The sequence below is a fragment of the Hymenobacter sp. UYP22 genome (assembly GCF_040547285.1).
Lineage (GTDB): Bacteria > Bacteroidota > Bacteroidia > Cytophagales > Hymenobacteraceae > Hymenobacter.
On record NZ_JBEPPK010000001.1, the window covers coordinates 228,698 to 250,981 of the forward strand.

The window sequence follows — 22,284 nt, forward strand, 5'->3', positions numbered from 1 at the left end:
TTTGCTCCTGTTTGAGCCAGTACATGGCGGTATTTTCTTGCTTGCAGCGGCGCACGTGGTAAATGCAGATTGCAGCCTGATCAATAATAGTTGTACCGGAAAGGTTAAAACAACCGGTGGCGCAACAGCCAGCCAGCGGCGTCAAATTCCTCCGCCCGGGGCTGGTATTTGTCTAGGGTGAGTTTGCCAATGCGCAACGTATTACCGTCGCCGCTGTCATACACGGTTACGCGGCTGCGCACGCGCTTGAGTGGGACGGGAGCAGCTTCAATCAAATCCTGACCGGCTCCGTCGTACACGCCAATTTCCAGCCGCGGATTCAGCTCTCCGCGTAGCTCAAAGGCATCATTGCCTCCCAGCCCAAACAGCTTGATAGAACGGGTTTCGGCGGGGTTGAACGTACGCTGCTGCTGCAGGGTAGCACCTTGCGGGCTAAGCCGGAATAGCTGCACGCGTACCTGCCCGTTGTCGGTGGGCTCTACCACAAACCGCTCCGCCTCGTCCGTGCCCGGCAGCTCTATATCACGGGCCAGCAACTGATAGAACTTCTCAGCTACGGCCGGCAACTGCTCGCGGCGGCGGCTTAGTTTACGGGTGAAGTCGGCGGTGCTTACCTGCTCCACTTCCCGGGGCCACACGGCCAGGGCGCGGGCAATAGCCGCATCAGTAAGTGAGTTGCGCAAGGAGTCGGCCACCTGCCGGAAATCCTCCCGGCTCAGATAAGCCAGCAACGATTTGTCCATGGGCCGGGCGGCGCGGTTCAGGCCTTCAACATCGGCTAGCCGGATGGTTTCGTGGAAGCTTTGGTAGTTGGATTTCACCCAGCCAATCATATGGGTGAGCAGGCCGTCATCAAACTTAAAAAAGGCGTGGTCCCGGTCGCGCGGAATGGCCCGGTACACGGTGCTGCCATCGGCCGCCGCAAAGCTGGCCCAGCGCCACTGGTCTTCCCGCCGGCTCCAGTCGCCCAGCCACATATCAAACAAGCGGCTGCGCAGGTACTGGCGGGCATCAACCCGAAAGCGGGAGCTGGCTACCAGGTTGGTAAACACCTTGCGGGAGCTTTCCACGGCCTCTGAGTTGCCGAAGCTGCGCACGGCGCGCTGGTCGCCCTCGGGCCGCTCCTCAAACAGGTAGAGCGCATGGCCAAACGCCTCCCGGAATTCCCCCAGGGCCGGGTCGTCGGCAACGTACACCAAACGAGGGTTAGTATGGTATAAGCCCGCAGCCTCGGCCAGCGGTGCCACAATGTAAGCTCCGTACGGATGGATTACGCTGGTCTGGTCCTTCATCAACCGGCCAATGGGTCCGTCCTGCAGGCCCTCCGGCAGGGCCTTGGTGGCATCCTTATCTACGGAACGCAGCACGTATTGCACGCCGCTACGGTCTACCAGCCGCAGATTTTTGGTTTGAAATGAGCCCCCCTCCCGCACGGGCGTCAGGCCTCCCGGTATGGCCGTGCGCAGGTTGAACACGGGTACCGTAACCGGCAGCCCCCACAACGCCCGGTAATGCGTACCCCAGAAAAACCGGTGGACTGCGCCCCTATCATACTGCGGGCCGGCCGCTACCTGCACCGTTGAGTCGGGGCTGATAACTGGCCTTTGAGTAGCGGGCTGAGGCTGGGCCGGGGCTTGGCAGGAAGCAAGAAGCAACCCACTGCTGACGCCAACGGCCAACCAAAAAGCGGAAGGAGAAAGGAGCACGAACGGCGTTTTTATCGGAGAAACGGGGACTCTAACCAGAGCAATCCCCCCTTATAGCGCAAAGCCAGGGCCGGCGGTTGTTAGCTGGGCATTGACTTTTCTGCTGGAGTTGCGTTGAAGGACTCCTAGCTGCGCTGTTCCGCCCTGCATGATTCGTCCTTACGCCTTCCTTCTGCTGCTGTTACCCGCTGCTGCCTCCTGCAGTCGTGATACGTATTTCCAGCCCGATGCCCGAATTGACTTTGCCTCGCCCCTGCCGGCCAACGCCGATAGTGCCCGCGTAACGGCCGGTCGGCACTACCAACGAGGCCCGCTAGGCCGCTTGCTGCTGGGCCGGCACTATCGGCGCGTATGGGCCCAGCCGGTTACCGTGCCGGTATTCAACCCACAGACGGCCGTGGCGGGCGGGCTGAAGTTTGGCAAAGTGGGCGGCGGCTTTCAAACAACCAGCGTGACTATGACGGGTTCCGACGGCCGGAGCTACGCCCTGCGCAGCTTGGATAAAGACCCCTACCGCACCCTGCCCAAAGTGCTGCGCCAAGGCTTTATTTTGACCACCGTGCGCGACGCAACCTCGGCCGGAATGCCTTATGGGGCTTTGGTGGTGCCCGCTTTGGTGGAAGCCGCCGGTTTGCCTCACACCTCGCCGCGGGTGTTTTACGTGCGCAACGACGAAACTGGCCTGGGCGCAGCCTCCGAGCGACTCCAGGGCAAGGTGGTGTTGCTGGAAGAAAAATTTGAGGGCAAGCAGAACATTGCCGGTTCGCTGGCCGGTGCCCAGGACCTGGAAGAATCGGAGGATGTGCTGGAGGAGCGGTATGCCTCCGCTAAGCACCAGTTGGATGGGGAGTCGTTTGTGCGGGCCCGCCTGCTGGACCTCTGGCTGGGTGACTGGGACCGGCACGAGGGCCAGTGGAACTGGGCAGCCTACGCCCAGCCCAGCGGCCGCATCCTCTGGAAACCCATCCCCCAGGATCGGGACCAGGTTTTTTTTAGGTTTGATGATGGCCTGCTGCCTTGGCTGGGCAGCAAGGCAGTAGCCAAATTTCGCACCTTTGGCCCCCGGATTGAAAGTGTGGAAGGCTATACCCGCAATGCCGCTTTTATTGATGAGCGCGCCCTGGCCGCCGTGCCCCGGACTGCCTACCAGCGCGCCGCGCTCAGCCTACAGCAACGCCTGACCGATGCCGTAATTGAGCAAGCCGTGCGTCAGGGTTTGCCCCGGGAGGTGTACGCGTTGGAGGGGGCTACCATCATTGCCTCCTTAAAATCCCGCCGGAGCATGCTGCCCCAGGCCGCTGAGGAGTTCTACCGGCTTAAATCCCGGCAGGTACTGGTAGCTGGCTCCGATGAGGCCGAGCGGTTTATAGTGGAGCGTCGCAATGATACGGCCACGGTCGTATCGGTGTATGCACTGCCCCTCAATAAGAAAAATCCGGCCTCTTCCCTGCTGTACCAACGCAGCTTCAACCCCACCGATACCCGCACGGTGGTGCTGCACGGCCTTGAGGGCAAAGATGAGTTTCTGGTTTCGGGCCGGGTGCGCCGCTCTCCGTTCATAGATATATACGGCGGGCCCGGTGAGGATACAGTGCGCGACTCTTCCCGCGTGGCTGGCCTGCGCAAGCGCACCCGCTTTTTTGACACCTACCGCAACAACGTGCTGGAGCCCAGCTCCGAGACCAAGGACCGCACCGAGCACAACGTCCTCTCCCACGCCTTCGACCGGGACGGCTCGGGGCGGTAAGTAGTGAAATAGCGAGATGGTGAAATGGTGAGTTTGACGTTCTAGTGGCGCAGATAGCGCAAACAGAACGTCAAACTCACCATCTCACTATTTCACCTTTTCCAACTCCGCCAGCATATCCAGCACCATATGTTCGGTGGGGGTTAGCAAGTCGTTTTCGGCGGGGTCGGCATCGTGGCGACGCAGGTATTCGATGAGCTTATCGGAGTTGAACAGCTCGGTAACCTGGGGATGAATGTAGTACTTGGAGCACACTGTGGGGGTATTGCCCAGGCTCTCGGCTACGTCCTTGATGGCGCGTTTCAGGGTTTTGGGCTTGGGAAACTCCGGTTCCTCGTCCAGAATGCGCTCCAGGCACTCTACCATCTTCACTGTGCCGCCCCACGTGCGGAAATCCTTGGCTGAAAGCGCCATGCCGGTTACCGTGTGCAGGTACTCGTTCACATCACCTGATTCCAGCTCCTGGCGGTGCCCGTCGGTGGCGTAGTACTGAAACAGGTGCTGTCCCGGTATTTCTTTGCACTTCTGTACCAGCCGCGCCAGCTTGCGGTCATGAATCGTTAGGTCGTGGGGCACGCCTTTCTTGCCCACAAAGCTAAAGCGCACATCGGAGCCGGATACCTGCACGTGTTTGTCGCGCAGGGTAGTGAGGCCGTAGGTTTTGTTTTTCTTGGCGTATTCCTTGTTGCCCACCCGAATAAACGACTGATCCATGAGTGTAAGCACCAAGGCCACCACCTTCTGCTTGTCCAGCTGCGGGCGGGCCAGGTCCTTGTGAAGTTGGGCCCGCAATTCGGCCAGTTTCTCCCCAAACGCCCGCAGGCGGCTGAACTTGGTGAGGGCGCGGGCCTGGTCCCAGGCCGGGTGGTAGAGGTATTGCTTCCGGCCCTTGGCGTCGCGGCCGGTTACCTGCAAGTGGGTAGTAGCGGAAGGCGAAATCCAGACATCCGTCCAGGCCGGCGGAATCACAAAGCCCTGAATCCGGCCAAGGGTTTTTTCATCCTGCACCGGCTCCCCCTTGGCGTTCAGGTAGTGAAAGTCGCCGGCTTTGGTGGCGGTGCGGGTGAGGCCGGGTTTGGTATCAGTGAGGTAGCGCAAGCCGGCTAGCTCAGCTTGGCGGGCAGGGTCTTTGTACAGAGTGTGCGCCTCATCCAGGGGGCTGAGGCGCTTTTTTTTGGTTTTCGGGCGGGCGGAGGCAGTGGCGGTGGCCATCAGGAACGAGCAACAGAACAGCCGCTAATAGTGGCGGCCCTGAGTTCTACGCAGGAAAGCTGGCTGGGGTACAGTTCTGCTCCCGGGGGTGTTGCCACAAAAACCGCTGCCGGGGCAGCAGGGCGCTTTGTGGGGTTATAGCAGGCTTTTTTCTGTCTGATTGCCTGCGTGCTACGGAGTAAGCTCGAGTGGTACTTGCAACACCCCCAGGAGGAAGTGCGTTAGGTCCCTGCCGGGTCTGGCACTGTTTTTTCTTGCGGGCCGGCATCTGTCCTACTTCTTTCCTTTCTATTTCCTCGCGCACCATGCGAAACCTTCTGCAAAAAACCGGGCTGCTGGCGGGCCTTGCTCTCACGCTGGGTGGGGCGGCTTCCTGCTCCAAAGATGGCGACGGAGTACTCCTGTTTTCCATTGAAGACGATAAAGCCCTGGGCGAGAAAGTGGCCGCCCAAACTGATTCCACCTTCCGGGCCAAGGGCCAGCTGGTAGAGCCCGGCAGCAACCCCCAGGCCTACGCCGCCCTGGGCCGCATTGTAACGCGGGTACTGGATAATGGCAAGCTGCAGTACCGTAATGAGTTTCCCTGGGACGTTAAGATTATCCGAGACGATGCTACCCAGAATGCGTTTGCTACGCCCGGCGGCCACATTTACGTGTACTCGGGGCTGATTAAGTACCTGGACAATGAGACGCAGCTGGCCGGCGTATTGGGCCACGAAATTGCCCACGCCGACCGGCGCCATACCTCCCGCCAGCTCCAGAACCAGTACGGCATCAGCGTGCTGCTCAGCCTGCTGCTGGGCGAAAACCAGAACACACTGGTAGATGTAGCCTCCAGCCTGGGCCAGCTTAAATTCAGCCGTGACTTTGAAACGGACGCCGACACGTACTCGGTAGAGTACCTCAATGGCACCAACTATTACGCCTGCGACGGGGCCGCTGGTTTCTTTATCAAAGCCCAGAATGAAGGCCAGCAAGGCACGCCCGAGTTCCTGAGTACCCACCCCGATCCAGGTTCCCGCATCCAGAACATACAGGCCAAAGCCGACCAGCTGAACTGCCGCAACCGCACGGCCGGCAGCAACGACTTCACGGCCCTGAGGAACGCCTTGTAGGCTTATCGGCAGCTACTTACCTAACTCCCGGGCCGTTTGGCCTGGGAGTTTTTGCTTGGTAGGGCCAGCGCCTTTGCTACCGTTCAGGCAACAAGCAGGGGGTATTTCCTCGTAGGCAGACCTTCCAAACACCCTTTTAGCCCGCTGCATGGCCTCTCTTTTAAACAAGCTAAACGACTGGGCCGAGCGAGCCGATGATGTCCTCACGCGCACCCGTGCCCGCCTGGGCCTGCTGCATCCCTTGCAGCTGCTCTCCTACCGCAGCTACGGCACCCCCGAGCGTCTGTACGTGAAGGGGCGCCTGCTCACCGACAAGGGCATTAGCGAGCCTGACCCCTCCGACTCACGCTGGCACAACTTGCTGAATATGTACCGGCGCTTCGACAGCAACGAAATTAGCGGGGCCCAACTAAGCGTAGTGCCCGCCGATGGCACCGACCACACCGTGGTAACGGACGAGGAGGGCTATTTTACCCTGAACCTGGCCCCGCAGCAGCTGCCGGAGCCCGTAGATTACTTGTGGTACCCGGTGGAGGTACTGCTGCGCCAGGCACCGGCCCCTTTTGTGGCCCCGCCCCGCCTCGATACCCGGGCCATGGTGCTGATTCCGCCCGCCGACGCCGAGTACGGTATCATTTCCGACCTCGATGACACGGTTATTCAGACATCGGCCACGGATTTGTTGCGCATGGCCCGTACGGTGCTGCTGCGCAATGCCCGCTCCCGCCTGCCTTTCAAGGGCGTAGCTGAGTTTTATCGGCAGCTGCAGCTGGGCCGCAACGGCAAGCGGAACAACCCGTTTTTCTACGTCAGCAGCTCGCCCTGGAACCTCTACGACCTGCTGGAGGACTTCCTGAACCTGAACGATATTCCGCCTGGCCCCCTGCTGCTCCGCGACATGGCCCTGAAGCGCAAGGAGGCCGGTGCTACCTCCGAGCACCACGGCCACAAGCTCAAGGAAATTGACAACCTGCTACTCACGTACCCCAAGCTGCCCTTTGTGCTCATTGGCGACTCGGGTCAGGAGGATGCCAACATTTACCGGGAAGTGGTGCGCCGCCACCCCGGCCGCGTATTGGCCATCTACATCCGCGACGTGAACCTGCCCGACCGCTCAGCCATGGTGACCAAAGTGGCAGAGGAGTTGCGCGGGGAAAAGGTGGAAATGCTGCTGGTAAAGGATACGGTACAGGCCGCCGAGCATGCGGCCAGCGCGGGCCTGGTATTCCAGGAGGCCGTACCAGCCGTGGAGCAGGAAAAACAGAAAGATGAAGCCGCCTCTGAGGATGAAGGTCTGGACGGCGAAACGACCGGGCAACCCGTAATGCAGTAGAATACGGGCGCCAACTTATAGGCCACGCCTTACCGGGCGTGGCCTATTGTGTCGTATTATGCAGCCTTTATACTAGGCTCTGTGGACAGGAATTTCCAACGGCATTCTGATGCTATTCAGACCGTCCTGCTGAGCTTGCCGAAGCATCTCTACCGAACAACGAAGCAGTAGAGATGCTTCGGCAAGCTCAGCATGACGGTCTTTCTGCTTGCTGTCCACACAGCCTAGTAAGAGTTGTCCTGCTTGCTAGCCTGCAGCTGCCTGACTCGGGTGTAACCACGGTTATTCGGCTGGGTCTGGGGCTACTACGTGCGGGGGGAGTGCTCCTGCTAGTGGTAGCTTCGTGGCTACTTGCCCAATAAGGCCGGTGTACACTAAATGAACCCTGACTAGGAGTCCGGCCTACTTTGCTTCAGCTGGAATGGTCGGCTACCACTACCCATTGCCCATTAATACGGCGCATCACCAGCAGAAAATGCCCCTGCAAGTCGCCGGCCGTGGGGCGCGCCAGGTGCCAGCGGCCTATTACCTGGGCGGCATCGGGGCTGAGAGGCTGCACTTGCAGATGCGAGAAATCGAGCTGACCCATAGCGGCGGGCGTGGGGTAGCTGCGGCGGTAGTTGTCGAGGGTGCGCTGCCAGCCGTAGGTCAGGCCGCTTTTACCGATGAATACCAGTGAGTCATTTTGCCAGTAGCCCTGCATGAACCCGGCCACGTCGCCCCGGTTCCAGGCGGCCGTTTGCGTGGTCAGTACCCGCAGAATAGCCTGCCGGGCGGCGGTGCTTTGGGCCACAGTGGGCGGCCGGGATGCTGAGCAGGCGCAGGTGCCCAGCAGCAGAAAAAGTAGAAAACGGTGCATAGCTCCCAAGGTACGGCAGTTTGTGAAACCCGTGCGCAGGCAGCCACCCGCCCCAAAACCGCCCGAATACGGTACCGGCCCGGCAGTTTCAAAACTCCCGGGCCGGTGGCTACTAGCCCACCCCTCAGCACCGGAATATTTTGCGTTTTGCGGAAGCTATCCGCTCTGCGCATCGGCCTTCCAGAGCAGCCTTACCACTCACGAAACTGCCCTGGCTGGCAAATTTCTAGCTATTTAAATCCCTAGCTGCCAACAGGTAGGCGGCTCTCGTTGGTGGTCTATGCCAGCGGGTTGCTCCGGACTGCGGGCCCTATTGTTCAGCTCCGGAATTGTAGTACATTGCCGCTATTGTTTCATCTTTATCTTACCGTGTATGCTTACTTTCCTTATCCCCCCCCCCGCTGGCTCCGCTCCCGACGCGCCGCACCCTGGTTACCTCTTGCCACGGCTATGCTACTGGCTGGCTGTGAGGTGAAACCGGAGGAGCCGCAGCCCCTGGCGGGCGGCGGCAGCTCCAGCCAGGAGGCTACCGCCGCAAAAAACGACGGGCGGAATCCGTTTTCGGTAGCCGTGATGACTGCCGCGCTTCACAACCTGAAAACCTTCTCCAAACCCGCCACCCGAAAACCTGGCCAGGGCCCGCCGGCAGCCCGCCCCACCGATGCGTTCGGGCCCACGCACTACTACGTGCGCTTCAAGCCCGCCTCGGCCGATCAGCTGGCCGATCTGGGCGACACGGGCATGGAGCTGTCGTTTGAGCCCCTGGATGAAAACGCCGCCGCCAGCCGCCCCTACTCCCGCACTACCGCCACTGCCGCCACTACCGAGGATATTCCGTGGCTGTACACGGCCGTACCCGTTGGTCTGCCGCTGCCCACCCACATCCAGCAGGAGCGTTTGGAAGAGCTGTTCCTGTTTTCCACCGAAGACGGCGACCTGGCCGATGAAGACCCCTGGGAGCCCGACCCCACTGACCCTTGCGCCCCGCAGTGGAATGCGGGCTGCCAGTGCTACACCTCCTGCCGGACTGCGGCAGGCACCCCGAATAAGCAGCTGCCACGGCCCGGCGGCAAGCGGCGCAACTCCGTTCGGGAGAATACCGAGCGCCTGGAAAAGGCCGGTATTTCGCCGGTGGCTCTGTACAATGAGGCCATGCGCCTGACCGGCAACCCCGATGAGGCGCTGCCCGGCAGTTCACCAACGCCCATGCAGATGGCCCGCCGCTACAACCCCAGCGGTACCATTCGGGTGGAGGAGCGCTACACCACCGGCGGCGGCCGGGTAGTGCCCCTGCGCAACGTGGAGGTAAAATCACGTCGCTGGTTTAACCTGGACCATACCCACACCAATTCCGCCGGCTATTTCTACATCGGCAGCGGATATTTGAAAGAGGCGAAAGTGACCGTAGAGTTCAAAACCGAGCGGGCCACCACCCGGGGCCTTGTCCGGGATGCTTATTCCTGGGACCTGGTACTGCCCATCCAGCATCAGTTGGGCTCCTACAACCGTACGGCCATGCAGAACCTGAACTACACCTTCACCTACCAGGCAGATGACCGCAGCCAGGGGGCACTAGCCTGGACGGCGGCCACCTTGTTTAACTTCCTGGACGACATGTACGCGTATTGCGCGGCCAACAGCCTGCCCAACCCGCCGGGCGGCATCAACGTGGCCCTGTTCAATACGTTCACGAGCAGTGCTTCCGCCCCCATGCTCCGGCGTATCGCGGAAACGTCTCTGGCCTCGAATATGCTGAATGTGCTGCTGCCCCCAACGGCATCCACCGCCAAAATAATTTTGCAACGGCAGCTACCTGATATCACCCTGCGTTTTGATGATAAGAACAGTACAACCCGCATAACCCGCCTCACCGACGACCTGAACAACACATTCTTTCACGAGCTGGCGCATACCATGCACTATAACCAGGTGGGCAATAACTTCTGGACTTCTTATATCGGGCACATCATTTCTGCCAGTGTGAATAACCGGCCCAGTACCTACGGCCGCAAAACGGATAATGGCGCGGGCCTGATTGCCATTAGCGAGGCGTGGGGAACTTATATCGGCAATACGTTCACGGCCAGGAATTTTGATTTAATCAATGCTGATATAGCTACAGCTAATCGTAATAGATTAGAAAATCAACGTCCTAATAATGACCCTGACGATGATGATGGTTGGATTGTGTATGGCATGCTACATGATATGACAGATAATGGCGAAGACTTCGCGCGAACAGGAGTAGTTGACAACGTAAATAGCTACACCACACCACAGCTGTTTCAGGCATTGCAGCCAGATGTAAAAACAGTGCGTGAGTACCAGCAGCGCGTGGCGCAACAGAACAGTGGCCGACAGGCCACCCAAGTCGAACAATTGGTCACCAGTTATTTGTGGTAAAATGAAATCACTATTCGCTTGCCTGCTACTGCTGACTGCATGTCATCAAGAAGAAAAGCGGGAATTTGCAGACGTTATCCTGCAAATTCCTCTATCCATTACACCTGAAAAAGATTCTGTTTCCATTGGTGATACACTCTGGCTGACAGCTGATTTTTCGAATCAACTGCAGGAACTTAATAGCGGTAATTCGTACCGAGTTACTCCATCTAATTTTTCGATTAAAACGAGCATTGCTTTTTTTAAATTAACTCCCCCACTTAAATCTCTTGCCACTCAAGAGGGAAGCGTCTCTCATTTTGTCGTAACTAATAAAACAGGCAAAACAGTCATCACTAGTCAAACTTTTGGAAATATTTCGTATGATTATAAACAAGATAAATATTTGTTAAAAACAGGAATTATACCAAAACACAAGGGCATATATACAATATATATCGGAGATGGGTGGCTCAGCAAAAATACCAATGAGCCTGGACCTGATTTATCATACATTGACGCAGGAATAACCCCAAATGGAGTTAAGCGGGAGTTAATATTTAGAACTATATTCTATTCTATAAATAATGGACGAACAAATTTTAATATATTACAGCAACACATTCTACTTGCTTCAATAGCCTACCCATCTACAAGCAATACTAATACTGAGCAGAGAGCCTGTTTCACTTTCGTAGTGCAGTAACAAGCCTTTTAGGCCGGTAGCTTGAAGTTACCGGCCTACTTGCGCTCAGATTTCCTATGAAGACGTTTGCCTTTTCTTTCTCATTCCTTCACCTCATTCATAAGCTTCGTGCACGCTACTAACTCAACCATAATCGACAACGTCAACAGCTACACAACACCGCAATTATTTCAGGCGCTTCAGCCAGATGTGAAAACGGTACGCGAATATCAGCAACGGGTAGTGCAGCAGAACGGTGGCCGACAGGCTCCACAGATGGAGCAATTAGTAACCAGCTATCGGTGGTAAGGCAATGAAAACGTATTTATTTGTCTTAATCGCCCTACTTTGCAGCTGTGAGCGGGAAGAAAGGCCTATTCCTGAACAGGTACCTTTCATTTTTCAAATTCCGCTTACTATCTCGCCCTCTAAAGATACTGTATCAGTAGGAGACACCCTCTGGCTGAAAGCAAGTTTCCCAGATACAGTGCGAGAATTCTACAGTGGTAAATACTATACTGTTAAACCTACCCAGTTTGACTGGATGACTAGTATTGCAATGAGAAAATTAGTTTATTCGAATCAATATTTAGGAAACCAATTAGCAGCTGCTAATAATTTTTCTTATATCAATAAAATCGGAACAATTAAACCAAATAATACGTTTTCCGATTTAAGATACGAGTATATTAACAAAATTTACACTTGTAAAATAGGAATAATCCCGAAACAAAAAGGAATATACGCCTTCAACTTTGGTGACAATTGGAATATTTCTTCTAATTCTAAGCCAAAACCAGATTTATCATTTATAAAGCTAGACTCATCAAAAGACAATATGAATAGACAAGCAGTATACCAATCTGTTTACTACTATATAAACGATAAGCATACAAATTTTTATCTCGTAAAGGCCAACAGCTTATACGCGTCACTCAATTACCCTGATAATAGCAATATTAACTATGAACAGGAAGGGTCTTACGCGTTTGTAGTGCGGTAACAAGGCTCGTAGGCCGGTGGCTTAAAGTTATCGGCCTACTTGCATTCTGGCTCCTTGTGAAATCATCTGCCTTTCATTTTTTATCTTATCCACAGCCCTCATGAACGACACTACCTCAACCATAATCGATAACGTTAACATCTACACCGCACTAGACTGGCAGTAAGGTATTTCACTTCGCTCCAGCTCTTTTAACATTACAAAAAAATCCCCGCTGTCTGCGGGGATTTTTTGTGCGTATACCAACTTTGACAGTCAAGTTACTCCTGACTCATCAGTTCCCGCACGTACACCGAGCCGCGCAACTGGCGCATGCGGCGCAGCACGCGGCGCTGCTTGGCCCGGGCCTGGGGGCCGGGGTTGCTGGCCCGAAACCGTAGCGGGTTGGGCAGCACACCCGCCAGCAGCGCCGCCTCCTGGGGGTTGAGCTTACTGGCCGACTTATGAAAATACCGCTGGGAAGCCGCTTCCGCCCCGAAAATACAGTCGCCCATTTCGGCCACGTTCAGGTACATTTCCATGATGCGGCGCTTGTTCCAGAGCAGCTCAATGAGCAGGGTAAAGTAGGCCTCGGCAGCTTTGCGCACATAGCTGCGGCCGTGCCACAGAAATACGTTTTTGGCTACCTGCTGCGAGATGGTGCTGCCCCCCCGCAGCTGCTTGCTCCCGCTCATATTGGATTTGGCCGCCTTCAGCAACGCCTCCCCATCGAAGCCGTGGTGCACCAGAAAACGCTGGTCTTCGGCCGCTACCAGGGCCAGGGGCAATTGCGGTGATACTTCCTCAAGGCCGCGAAAGGTGTAGCGGATGCGGCGGTCATCTTCCTGTATGCCGTAATAGCCTTTCCCGACCGGGGCGTGGGCGCGGCGGTCCAGCATGAGCCAGGTGGCGGGGGGGCTTACCCAGCGGTACACCAGCACCCACGCCACTGAGGTCAGAAACAGGGCGGCTACCACCTGAATAGCTATCCGGCTCACCCGGCGGGCTGTTTTTTTGTAATCCGTCACGCGCTTGTGTGCTGCTGTTGTTCGAGAGGCTTCTGCATAATCTGCCGTAAAAGTAGATGCAGTTCCCGCATAATCAGCGGGCCGGGGCTGTCATTTCTGTTGGTTACGGGCCAGGGGCGGCCGCCGCACCGGCCCAGGCTGGCCGAAGCCAGGAAGGCCAGCTACGGGGTGCCTCAGGATATTTTGCGCATATTGGCCGTGGGGCACTTCTGGTGCTCTACCCTTCTTCCGCGTTCCGCTCCCATCCTTACCCACCCTACGCATGCGCCAGCTGGCACTTTTCCCGCTTAATCTGGTGGTTTTTCCCGGCGAAAAGCTCAACCTGCACATCTTCGAGCCCCGCTACCGGCAACTGGTACAGGACTGCGTACAGGAGGGTATCACCTTCGGAATTCCGCCCTACATCAACGGGAGCGTAAGCACTCTGGGCACGGAAATGAAGCTGCTGCACATCGAGAAAACCTATGCCTCGGGCGAAACCGACATTCGCACCAAGGCCGTGGGGGTGTTCCGGGTGCGGGAGTTTTTTCATGAGCTGCCCGGCAAGCTGTATGCCGGCGCCACCGTGGAGCCTCTCCCCGATGACACTGCCGCCGACCTGGTGATGTACCAGCAAACCCGCCATCTTATCCGGCAGTTGTATGCTATTCTGGGGCTGCAGCGCCTGCTGCTGGAGTTGCCCGAAAACTTCCGGGCCTATGACGTGGCCCACCATCTGGGCATGAGCACCGAGCAGGAATACCAGTTGCTGGAGGCTGCTACTGAGCTGGAGCGCCAGCAGCTGGTACTTACGCATCTGGAAACTGTACTGCCCGTGCTGCAGGAAACTGAGCGGCTCAAGGAACGGGTGCGGCTTAACGGCCACTTCAAAAACCTAACTCCGCCAGCCTTCTAGCCTACTCATAGCTCTCCTGGCACAGCAGGATTTTCCAGTTCTTGCACAGCAGCATGCTGCTTGTTTACGTAATAGGCACCGACTGACTAACTTCTTGCTTGTGCCGGCTTCTTCCGTTTTTGCTTACGCCCTGGCTCTGGCGGTTGGAGTCCTGTTGTTGTGGCTACTGCGCCGCTACCTGCAGGAGCGCCGCTACCGCCGCCGCCCCTACGTAGCCCCGGCCCACAACAACTGGGCCGCTGCCCCGCTGCCCCCGGAAGCGCCCTTGCACCGCGTGGCTCTGCTTGGCGACCCGGGTGCCGTGGCTACTTCCGGCTCTGACCCAGTGTTGAGCCTACTGGCTGCGTGGCAGGCTCAAACCGGCCCAGCCGGAACTATTATTATCCTCGGCGACAATATTTACCCCGTGGGTATGCCTGCTCCTGACCACGCTAAGCGTCCTCTGGCGGAGGCTCGTTTCGATGCATTGCTGGGAGCCCTTAGCCAGTTTCAGGGGCAAGTGGTGCTGCTGGGCGGCAACCACGACTGGAACAAGGGCCGGCCAGATGGCTGGGAATACTTGCAGCGGCAGGAAGCCTACGTAAAGCAGCACTTACCCACGGCGCACTTTCTGCCGGTAAATGGTGCTCCTGGCCCCGTTACCCTGCAACTCGCCGCTGGCGTGCTATTGGTTGTGATAAATACACAATGGTGGGTGCAACGGGGCCCCAAGCCCGTTGCCGATGCCAAGGAGCCGTTCCGGCAGTTGCGCACCATTCTGGAAGCCAACCGCCACCAGCGGGTGCTGGTAGCCGGGCACCACCCACTCTATTCCAACGCCCTGCATGGCGGCAAATTCACGGCCAAGCAGCACGTTTTTCCGCTCACTACAGTCCACAAGCAGGCGTACGTGCCGTTGCCGTTCATTGGCTCCTTGTTACCGCTATACCGCAAGGTGGTGGGTGCCGCCGAGGACATGGCCCACCCGCGCTACCGCAAAATGCGCCGCCGCCTGCTAAGGGTGCTCCACGATTTTCCGGATGTAGTGTACGCCGCCGGCCACGACCACAACCTACAGTACTTTCAGCGGCACGGGGGGCATTATCTGGTGAGTGGGTCGGGCAGCAAAACGGCTTTCGTGCAGAAGGGGGGCCAGGCCAGCTTTGTACACGAGCACACCGGATTTTTCAGCCTCGACTTTTATACCCATCAAACCTGGCTTCGGACCCTGGAGCCAGGTACCGAAACGGAGGTTTTCCATTTACGGCTATACCCCAAGCCCGCAGTGGAGCCGGCCGTGGTTGCCCTACCCAAGCGCTTGGAGCAGTTTCTGGGCAGCTAGCGAGCGGCAGCGGGCGGCAGCGGGCGGTACTAGCACCCGCAGGCTACCGGGCCTGATTTCTACCTCTACCGGATTGGGCAGGTGATGAGGCTCCCCATCCAGCTGTACCAATACCTCGGTAGCGCCGGGCACGCTGATGCTGGCCCGCTCACACTGTAGCCGCTTGGTGTAGTCCGAAGCGTCGAAGTCACTGGTGTATAACCGGTAGAGCAAGCCCGGCGCGGCGGTATTGGGAAACGGCGCAATCAGGCAGATTTCAAATTTGCCGTCGTCCAGCTGCCCCTGGGGGTTGATGACCACATTACTGCCAAAGGTATTGGCATTGGCAATCGTCAGCATAAACGCCTCCCCCTCCCAGGTTTCCCGGTCAGTTTCAATGCGGTAGGTAGCGGGTTGATAAGCCGCGTACTCCTGGGTGGCAATGCGCACATACGCAGCCGGCCCCCGGGCATCACCCTGGTCAAAGCGCTCCACTATCAGGGCATTGAAACCAATATCAGCCAAATGAGCAGCAAATAGCCCGCCCACGCGCAGCGTATCCAGGGTGCGCAGCGTGTAGTCCCAGGTTAGGCGCAGGGCTTCCTCTACACTCTGCGGAATACCCAAATCCTTGGATAAGCCGTTGCCCGAGCCCAGCGGGATAATGCCCAGCGGTACCGGAGTGCCACTGACGGCCTCGGCTACCAGGCTGGCAGTACCGTCTCCGCCGGCCGCAAAGGCCGCGTCATAGGGCTGCATCAGCTGGCGGCGGAGCCGGGCCAAGTCATCGTGCCCGTTGGTATGGAAGAAGGTAGCTGTGCGGCCCCGCTCCGTGCAATACGCGGCAATAGTAGCCTCTAGCGCCGTTTTATCAATGTCGCCGGAAATGGGGTTCAGTACGAATAGTAGTTGCCGAAGCTGAGCAGGCATAACCGAAAAAAGTATGGTAGCTACAATGAAACCAGGGGCCCTAAACGAGCATAGCCAGCAGATGGCTGGCTATGCGGGCAAAACAACAACAACTAGGGCTTCAGATTAGCCGGTAGCCCCTGCGGGTAGTCGGCGGCAATATCCTGCTGCAACTCCTGAATCCGGTTGCCCGGGTTGGGGTGCGTGCTCAGAAACTCCGGGGGGGTGCTGCCCTGGCTGTTGCGCTCCAGCACCTGCATCACCTGAATCATGGCCCGAGGGTCATAGCCGGCGGCTGGGGTGAAATCCACGGCCAAGCGGTCGGCCTCCAGCTCATCTTCCCGGCCGTAGCGCAGGGTCAGCAGCTTGCCCACCATGGCGGCGGCGGCGGCGCTGGCGGCGGTGCCGGGCCGCTCCGGGTCGTAGAGGCCAATGGCGGCGGCTCCGGTCAGGCCGCTGGTCAGGCGGGATTTGGCAATTTGCTCAGCCGAGTGCCGGGCTACTACGTGACCAATTTCATGCGCTAGCACCCCGGCTACCTGGCCTTCCGTTGTCAGGTTTTTCAGCAGCCCAGCCGTAATAAACACTTGTCCGCCGGGCAGGGCAAACGCATTAATCGTGTTTTCATCGGCCAGTAAGTGAAATTGAAACTTATAAGGCGACTGGCCGGCTTTCGTACTCCGCACTACCTGCTGGCCTATACGCTCCAAAGCCGCACCGGCCTGCTTATCGGGGTGGATACCGCCATATTGCTGAGCCATTTCGGGAGCGGCCTGCAAGCCCAGAGCTATTTCCTGATCGGCCGACATATCCACGTGTTGTACTTCGCCGGTTACGTCGTTCTTCTGGGTGTTGCAGTAGTAGGGGATGAACGCAAAAGCGGCCATCACCAGGGCTATTATGTATCGAAGGTTGCCTCGCATGATGAGTGTAGGGAAAGGGAGTGAGGGGAGTTTAACCAGGCAAAAAGCCTGTCTGGCCTTGTAACGCGGCGCTTTGAGTAGGGTTGCCTGTACGGCCGCACCCAAATTTTGACGGGGCTCGTATGAGGGCGTATCCCGGCCGCCGGCCCCAACCGGCAGCTTCTCTCCTCCACTGAAACCTCTCTACGTCATGAACCAGAAACGCACCTTCGGCAGCATCCTCACTATTCTCGGTATCGTTGGTATCATCATTGCTGCCATGGCCTTCCTGGGTATTGGTGGCCTCGGCCTAAGTAAGGTCAACTCCTTGGTACCCTTCATTGTCGGCTTGATTTTCTTCTTTGCCGGTATCAACCTGGTACGTACTACCAGTGACCGGGCCTAACCTCCGCTCTGGGCTGTAACAGAAACACATGAGCGCCCCGCTCCTGCTGGCCAGGAACGGGGCGCTCATGTGTTATAAGGCTAAAATTACCCGGCGCTTACTGCTAAATGCTTGAGCTGCGCAAAGGCCAGCAATGCCTGATCCAGCTTGAGCAGTTCTGAGTGGTAGAGCACACTGCCCGGCGCGTTGGCAAACAGCACTGTACCGCCTTTGATGGTACGAATGATGGCCGGTGCCTGAGTTACTGGCAAGGCCGGGCAGCCCTGGCTCCGCCCCAAACGCCCGTGTTGCCGCACAAAATCCTGGCTTACATACTCGGCGCCGTGTACTACCACGGCCCGGCTCAAGGCATTGGTATTATAACCAGCATCCACGCCGCGCAGCTTCAGGGAAAGTCCGTGCTTGCCCTGGTAGGTTTCGCCAGTTACATAAAAGCCCAGGCTGCTCATTTCGGAGCCCTCCCGGTTTGAAAAGGTACGGGCGTAATCGGCGCCGGTGTTTTTGCCGTGGGCCACCAATGAGCGGTGCACCAAACGGTTTTGAGCCATATCTACCACCCAAAAACGCTCCTGCGTGCTGGAACGCCCAAAGTCGATAATAGTTACGGTGTGGCAACTGGCCGCAATGGCTCCCCGCTGCTGCAGGCTATAAAAACCAATTACGGCCTTCCGAAATGTTTCCAACGGGAGCCCAGCCGGTAGTAAGCGGGCCTGCGTATAGGTGGCAACTATCTGTTGCTCAAAGGCAGCCGTGTAGTAAGCTCGCTCTGCCGCACTCAGTACTACTGGTTCCGGCGCGTCTTTGGCAGCTACTAGGGCGATAAATGATGGTGAAGCTCCGCTGCTGGCCCGCAATGGCAGCAAACTGGTGAGGCAAGTGAATAATAATCCGGCAGCAAACGTCGGCAAACTCGTCATCGGCTAAAGTAGTCGGGGCGAAGGAAAACGAAGGAGCCTGAGCACTGGCACTGCTGTGGGCTGGCCAAAAATAGTACTTTTGCTTCAAACAACCTCGTCCCGCTCAACTACTTACCTGTGCAAATCGTTTCCTTTTTCTTTCGTCGGGTACCAGCTTTTCTAGCGCTTGGCTTTGCTCTGGCTGGTTGCGGCCATTCTCTCCCCACTTTGCCAGATTTCAATTCTGCCACTTGGCGCGCCGATTCGTACGGGTGTAATAACCAGCGCCAGGCGTTGCTGCCCGTTATTGAAAAGCACCGAAACGAGGTATACGGAGCCCGAATCAACGATGTAACCGCCTTGCTGGGCCACCCTGACGAGGAAGAGTTAGGAGAGCAAAGCGACAAGGTATATATCTACTACATCACCCCCGGCACCCAATGCGGCCCTGGCCACCCCCGGTCTACCCAGAACCGCCTACTAATCAGAAGCGGGGCTACGGGCACCGTCACGGAATTAATAATCCCTGTACTGAGTAAATAGAAAATATAAATTTTTCAACTATACTGGCCATTACTTGCTACGGGCTCCTGCACAACTGCTTTCTGATTCATCTAGGGTCTGTGGACAGTGACGCTTCTTACTACCAAGCGGAACGTCATGCAGAGCGCAGCGAAGCATCTCGCGTGCTGATGTATGGATATTACCGCAACGTCAGCACGCGAGATGCTTCGCTGCGCTCTGCATGACGTGGCGTTATGTAGCCTTGCTTACTGTACACACAGCCTTGTAAGGACACGCCATAAAGCCAAAAGCCACTTTCCATAAATGGAAAGCGGCTTTTGGCTTTATGGCGTGTCCGACTAGCCCAAGCCTCCCTCAGTGGTATTTACTGGGACTGGCGCGGCATCCAACTGCTTATCATCCCGCAGCAGGCTGAGTTGGGAAGGCGTCAGAATACGGCTGCATTCCGATTCAAATTGAGTTTCCAGTTCAGCCAAGTGGGCGTTTCGCTCCGCGAGGTTGTCTTGGTACTGCCATTGAATCTCATCGGCACGGCAAAGCTTGATTTTGTTAATAGCCCGCATCTGAATGATTTGAGCTTCATTCAGATGGAGTTGGTCGCTCATTAGGCGGGTTACCTCTTCTGCCTGAGCCGAAAAGAATTCTGGAGGTCCAGGACGCTCAGAGTGCCGGTCTTTCATTTGGGCCTGAGCCCCGAAACTAAGCCCTACAAGGAGTAGGAGAACAAAAAAAGCTTTCATAAACGGTTGGAAAGCAGCAGGTGCGGAAAACAAATAGGTGTAGTTGAGAAGCAAAACCAATTTTACCTGAATAAAATTCCACTGCTCGAGCTACGTATTTATACAAATTAATACCATTTTATTCATAAATACAAGCCACAACCCTAAGTTTTGTTAAACTATTTACAAGTAAAACACCATATATAGTAATACTGCAAGGTTGAGTAATTCCGAAGCCGCCCAAACCGAGGATGAAAATTGGGCGCAGGCGGCGTCGGGGTCGTCAAGCCCTACTCCAGCCCCGTCAATGGCTTATGGTCGGGACTTTTATAGTACTGCATAGCAATTAGCGAGATGATAACCCCCGACATGGCACCTTGCAGAATAATAGCTAAGAAGGCAATAGTGACGGACAGATCAAACCCGAACAAGTCTTGGGCCCGGATGCCGTCCATGATGTGACGGTTCAGTACGCCCGCGTACACAATAAAGAAGAGGCCAAAGACAATGGCGGCCACAGCGCCAGTAATAATACCTGTGCCAAACCCGTGCAGGTAAGGCATGCGCCCATGCCGGGAGTTCTTGTAGTTCACAATGGCCATGCAAATGCCAACTGCGAGAATAATACCGTTCAGAAAGCTCAGTTCAATCCGTTCAGCCAACCCGAAAAGGGAGGCTACCAGAAAGTACAGGATAATGCCCCCAGCCGTAAACAGACCGTAGCGGACACCGTTGGTTTCGGGCGTAATGTGGGTAGTTGCCATACAAAGAGAAGAAGGGGTGTGATGAAAGAGAAACCACGGAGAGACTCGGGCCGGAACCAAGTGTAGCTACTGGACTGTTTCTTGGGCTTGCTAACTAGCGCACTTTTCCCGACTTGGCTTCTGCCCTTGCTTCTATACCAGCTTGAGGGCGAACCGGTTGTGAAATCAGCCGTTTTTTTTCGGGCACTGGCTGCCTATTCCGGTTGGGCAGACCATTTTGCGTACTTTTGCGGCTGGTTGGCTTTTGGCTGCCCTTTTTAAAGATTTTTGGCCCTACTTTTTATATGATCAGCACCTCCAACGTAAGTCTGCGCTACGGTAAGCGCGTTCTGTTTGAAGACGTTACCATCAAATTCATGCCCGGCAACGTGTACGGCCTCATTGGAGCCAATGGCGCCGGCAAGTCCACGTTTCTCAAGATCCTGTCGGGCGAGATTGAGCCCAACACCGGCTCAGTGGACATGCCCAAGGGCGCCCGCCTCTCGGTGCTAAAGCAGGATCAGTTTGCGGCCGATGCCTTCCCGGTGCTCCAAACCGTAATTATGGGCCACACGCGCCTGTGGAAAGTAATGGAGGAAAAGGATGCCCTCTACGCCAAAGCCGATTTCTCGGATGCCGACGGGGAGCGGGCGGCTGAGCTGGAAGGTGAGTTTGCTGATCTGGAGGGCTGGAATGCCGAGTACGAAGCCGCTGAATTGCTTTCCGGGCTTGGCATTGGCGAAGATAAGCACCACACCCTAATGGCTGATTTGGGTACTTCCGACAAAGTGCGGGTGCTGCTGGCCCAGGCCCTGTTTGGCAACCCCGACGTGCTGCTGCTGGACGAACCGACTAACGGTCTGGACGCGGAAACGGTACTGTGGCTGGAAAATTTCCTCGACTCGTTCCAGAACACGGTGATTGTGGTGAGCCACGACCGTCACTTCCTCGACGCGGTGTGTAACTACATGGCCGACCTCGACTTCTCTAAAATTACCATGTACCCCGGCAACTACTCGTTCTGGTACGAGAGCAGCCAGCTGGCCCTGCGCCAGCGCCAGGAGGTGAACAAGAAAACAGAGGATAAGCGCAAGGAACTGGAAGAATTCGTGCGCCGCTTTTCGGCCAACGCCTCCAAATCCAAGCAGGCTACCTCCCGCCAGAAACTGCTACAAAAGCTGACCTTGGAGGAGATTAAGCCTAGCTCGCGCAAGTACCCGTACATTGCTTTCAAACCCGAGCGGGAAGCTGGCAACCAGCTGCTCACGGTGGAGAACCTCAGCAAATCGGTTGATGGGCAGGTGATTTTCCGCAACGTGTCCTTCTCCCTTGATAAGAAGGACAAGGTGGCCATCATCGGCCGCGACGACCGGGCAGCCTCCCTCCTGTTCGACGTCCTGTTTGAGCAGATTAAGGCTGATACCGGTGATTTTAAATGGGGCACCACCATCACGCCTAGCTACTTCCCCAAGGAAAATACCGAGTTCTTCGACACCAACCTGAACCTGGTAGACTGGCTGCGCCAGTACAGCACCGAAAAAGATGAATCGTTTATCCGGGGCTTCTTGGGCCGGATGCTGTTCTCGGGTGAGGAGTCGCAGAAGAAGTCGAACGTGCTGAGCGGGGGCGAGAAGGTACGCTGCATGCTCTCCAAAATGATGATGGAAGGTGGCAACGTACTGGTACTCGACGACCCGACGAACCACCTGGACCTGGAAAGCATTACGGCGCTGGATAACTCCCTGCGGGATTTCAACGGCACGCTGCTATTTGCCTCCCACGATTTGCAGGTAATTCAGTCGGTGGCCAACCGCATCATTGAGCTTACCCCCGATGGTATCATTGACCGCCGCATGAGCTACGAGGAGTACCTAGCCGACGAAAACATTCGGGCTCAGCGTCAGCGCATGTATCAGTTGGTATCGTAATTACGTTACTGC

At 56.7% G+C, this 22,284-nt stretch carries 20 protein-coding genes; 11 read left to right on the forward strand and 9 right to left on the reverse strand.

Features of this window, described 5'->3' with window-relative positions; genetic code table 11:
* Positions 1-104: 104 nt before the first annotated feature.
* The gene (locus ABIB60_RS01070; protein WP_354577100.1) at positions 105-1,655 is read right to left on the reverse strand and encodes a hypothetical protein; all 1,551 of its coding nucleotides are present in this window, start codon (positions 1,653-1,655) and stop codon (positions 105-107) included.
* Between the two features lie 199 nt (positions 1,656-1,854).
* Between ABIB60_RS01070 and ABIB60_RS01075 the strand changes: the two genes are divergently transcribed.
* Complete coding sequence (locus tag ABIB60_RS01075; protein ID WP_354577101.1) at positions 1,855-3,453, forward strand: hypothetical protein; 1,599 nt, start codon at positions 1,855-1,857, stop codon at positions 3,451-3,453.
* Between the two features lie 87 nt (positions 3,454-3,540).
* On the opposite strand, the gene ABIB60_RS01080 is transcribed toward ABIB60_RS01075, so the two are convergent.
* On the reverse strand, positions 3,541-4,665 hold the full coding sequence (locus tag ABIB60_RS01080; protein WP_354577103.1) for a DNA topoisomerase IB: 1,125 nt from the start codon (positions 4,663-4,665) through the stop codon (positions 3,541-3,543).
* Positions 4,666-4,970: 305 nt separating this feature from the next.
* Between ABIB60_RS01080 and ABIB60_RS01085 the strand changes: the two genes are divergently transcribed.
* Positions 4,971-5,780, forward strand: coding sequence for a M48 family metalloprotease (locus tag ABIB60_RS01085; protein WP_354577104.1), 810 nt, complete (start codon positions 4,971-4,973; stop codon positions 5,778-5,780).
* A gap of 148 nt (positions 5,781-5,928) precedes the next feature.
* On the forward strand, positions 5,929-7,113 hold the full coding sequence (locus ABIB60_RS01090; protein ID WP_354577105.1) for an App1 family protein phosphatidate phosphatase: 1,185 nt from the start codon (positions 5,929-5,931) through the stop codon (positions 7,111-7,113).
* Between the two features lie 412 nt (positions 7,114-7,525).
* On the opposite strand, the gene ABIB60_RS01095 is transcribed toward ABIB60_RS01090, so the two are convergent.
* A complete protein-coding gene (locus ABIB60_RS01095) occupies positions 7,526-7,972 on the reverse strand; it encodes a YybH family protein (protein WP_354577106.1) in 447 nt (148 codons plus the stop codon).
* A 450-nt stretch (positions 7,973-8,422) separates the two neighbouring features.
* Here ABIB60_RS01095 and ABIB60_RS01100 point away from each other — a divergent pair, with 450 nt between their 5' ends.
* The 3 genes from ABIB60_RS01100 to ABIB60_RS01110 all read left to right on the forward strand — a co-directional run bounded on the left by ABIB60_RS01100 (position 8,423) and on the right by ABIB60_RS01110 (position 12,042).
* Positions 8,423-10,375 carry a hypothetical protein gene (locus tag ABIB60_RS01100; protein WP_354577107.1) on the forward strand — a complete coding sequence of 651 codons (1,953 nt, stop codon included), beginning with the start codon at positions 8,423-8,425 and terminating at the stop codon, positions 10,373-10,375.
* A 1-nt stretch (position 10,376) separates the two neighbouring features.
* Entirely contained in the window at positions 10,377-11,060 is a 684-nt protein-coding gene (locus ABIB60_RS01105) for a hypothetical protein (protein WP_354577108.1), read from the forward strand.
* Between the two features lie 292 nt (positions 11,061-11,352).
* Positions 11,353-12,042 (forward strand): hypothetical protein, encoded by a 690-nt coding sequence (locus tag ABIB60_RS01110; RefSeq protein ID WP_354577109.1) that lies wholly within the window; start codon positions 11,353-11,355, stop codon positions 12,040-12,042.
* A gap of 260 nt (positions 12,043-12,302) precedes the next feature.
* Here the strand turns inward: ABIB60_RS01110 and mtgA are convergent, their stop codons facing one another.
* Positions 12,303-13,049 (reverse strand): monofunctional biosynthetic peptidoglycan transglycosylase, encoded by a 747-nt coding sequence (mtgA, locus tag ABIB60_RS01115; protein ID WP_354577110.1) that lies wholly within the window; start codon positions 13,047-13,049, stop codon positions 12,303-12,305.
* 262 nt (positions 13,050-13,311) lie between these two features.
* On the opposite strand from mtgA, the gene ABIB60_RS01120 reads away from it, so the two are divergent.
* Positions 13,312-13,944, forward strand: coding sequence for an LON peptidase substrate-binding domain-containing protein (locus tag ABIB60_RS01120; protein WP_354577112.1), 633 nt, complete (start codon positions 13,312-13,314; stop codon positions 13,942-13,944).
* Positions 13,945-14,044: 100 nt separating this feature from the next.
* Positions 14,045-15,265, forward strand: coding sequence for a metallophosphoesterase (locus tag ABIB60_RS01125; RefSeq protein ID WP_354577114.1), 1,221 nt, complete (start codon positions 14,045-14,047; stop codon positions 15,263-15,265).
* Here the strand turns inward: ABIB60_RS01125 and ABIB60_RS01130 are convergent.
* Together ABIB60_RS01130 and ABIB60_RS01135 are read right to left on the reverse strand one after the other, a co-directional pair.
* Entirely contained in the window at positions 15,230-16,174 is a 945-nt protein-coding gene (locus ABIB60_RS01130) for a diacylglycerol/lipid kinase family protein (protein ID WP_354577116.1), read from the reverse strand. The genes ABIB60_RS01125 and ABIB60_RS01130 overlap by 36 nt on opposite strands.
* 92 nt (positions 16,175-16,266) lie before the next feature.
* A complete protein-coding gene (locus ABIB60_RS01135) occupies positions 16,267-17,076 on the reverse strand; it encodes a M48 family metalloprotease (protein WP_354577117.1) in 810 nt (269 codons plus the stop codon).
* A gap of 190 nt (positions 17,077-17,266) precedes the next feature.
* Between ABIB60_RS01135 and ABIB60_RS01140 the strand changes: the two genes are divergently transcribed.
* On the forward strand, positions 17,267-17,461 hold the full coding sequence (locus ABIB60_RS01140) for a hypothetical protein (RefSeq protein ID WP_354577119.1): 195 nt from the start codon (positions 17,267-17,269) through the stop codon (positions 17,459-17,461).
* 86 nt (positions 17,462-17,547) lie between these two features.
* Here ABIB60_RS01140 and ABIB60_RS01145 read toward each other — a convergent pair whose 3' ends face one another.
* The gene (locus ABIB60_RS01145) at positions 17,548-18,324 is read right to left on the reverse strand and encodes a murein L,D-transpeptidase catalytic domain family protein (RefSeq protein ID WP_354577120.1); all 777 of its coding nucleotides are present in this window, start codon (positions 18,322-18,324) and stop codon (positions 17,548-17,550) included.
* A gap of 261 nt (positions 18,325-18,585) precedes the next feature.
* Between ABIB60_RS01145 and ABIB60_RS01150 the strand changes: the two genes are divergently transcribed.
* A complete protein-coding gene (locus tag ABIB60_RS01150) occupies positions 18,586-18,900 on the forward strand; it encodes a hypothetical protein (RefSeq protein ID WP_354577121.1) in 315 nt (104 codons plus the stop codon).
* Between the two features lie 320 nt (positions 18,901-19,220).
* Here the strand turns inward: ABIB60_RS01150 and ABIB60_RS01155 are convergent, their stop codons facing one another.
* A complete protein-coding gene (locus ABIB60_RS01155; protein ID WP_354577123.1) occupies positions 19,221-19,676 on the reverse strand; it encodes a hypothetical protein in 456 nt (151 codons plus the stop codon).
* Positions 19,677-19,891: 215 nt separating this feature from the next.
* Positions 19,892-20,365, reverse strand: coding sequence for a DUF4199 domain-containing protein (locus ABIB60_RS01160; protein ID WP_354577124.1), 474 nt, complete (start codon positions 20,363-20,365; stop codon positions 19,892-19,894).
* A 284-nt stretch (positions 20,366-20,649) separates the two neighbouring features.
* On the opposite strand from ABIB60_RS01160, the gene ABIB60_RS01165 reads away from it, so the two are divergent.
* Entirely contained in the window at positions 20,650-22,272 is a 1,623-nt protein-coding gene (locus ABIB60_RS01165; RefSeq protein WP_354577126.1) for an ABC-F family ATP-binding cassette domain-containing protein, read from the forward strand.
* Positions 22,273-22,284 lie beyond the last annotated feature (12 nt).

Excerpts from the sequence above, each read along its gene's own strand:
- ABIB60_RS01075 (WP_354577101.1), top strand. The coding sequence starts at position 1,855 with ATGATTCGTCCTTACGCCTTCCTTCTGCTGCTGTTACCCGCTGCTGCC.
- ABIB60_RS01080 (WP_354577103.1), bottom strand. The coding sequence starts at position 4,665 with ATGGCCACCGCCACTGCCTCCGCCCGCCCGAAAACCAAAAAAAAGCGC.
- ABIB60_RS01085 (WP_354577104.1), top strand. The coding sequence starts at position 4,971 with ATGCGAAACCTTCTGCAAAAAACCGGGCTGCTGGCGGGCCTTGCTCTC.
- ABIB60_RS01090 (WP_354577105.1), top strand. The coding sequence starts at position 5,929 with ATGGCCTCTCTTTTAAACAAGCTAAACGACTGGGCCGAGCGAGCCGAT.
- ABIB60_RS01095 (WP_354577106.1), bottom strand. The coding sequence starts at position 7,972 with ATGCACCGTTTTCTACTTTTTCTGCTGCTGGGCACCTGCGCCTGCTCA.
- ABIB60_RS01100 (WP_354577107.1), top strand. The coding sequence starts at position 8,423 with ATGCTACTGGCTGGCTGTGAGGTGAAACCGGAGGAGCCGCAGCCCCTG.
- ABIB60_RS01105 (WP_354577108.1), top strand. The coding sequence starts at position 10,377 with ATGAAATCACTATTCGCTTGCCTGCTACTGCTGACTGCATGTCATCAA.
- ABIB60_RS01110 (WP_354577109.1), top strand. The coding sequence starts at position 11,353 with ATGAAAACGTATTTATTTGTCTTAATCGCCCTACTTTGCAGCTGTGAG.
- ABIB60_RS01120 (WP_354577112.1), top strand. The coding sequence starts at position 13,312 with ATGCGCCAGCTGGCACTTTTCCCGCTTAATCTGGTGGTTTTTCCCGGC.
- ABIB60_RS01130 (WP_354577116.1), bottom strand. The coding sequence starts at position 16,174 with ATGCCTGCTCAGCTTCGGCAACTACTATTCGTACTGAACCCCATTTCC.
- ABIB60_RS01135 (WP_354577117.1), bottom strand. The coding sequence starts at position 17,076 with ATGCGAGGCAACCTTCGATACATAATAGCCCTGGTGATGGCCGCTTTT.
- ABIB60_RS01140 (WP_354577119.1), top strand. The coding sequence starts at position 17,267 with ATGAACCAGAAACGCACCTTCGGCAGCATCCTCACTATTCTCGGTATC.
- ABIB60_RS01160 (WP_354577124.1), bottom strand. The coding sequence starts at position 20,365 with ATGGCAACTACCCACATTACGCCCGAAACCAACGGTGTCCGCTACGGT.
- ABIB60_RS01165 (WP_354577126.1), top strand. The coding sequence starts at position 20,650 with ATGATCAGCACCTCCAACGTAAGTCTGCGCTACGGTAAGCGCGTTCTG.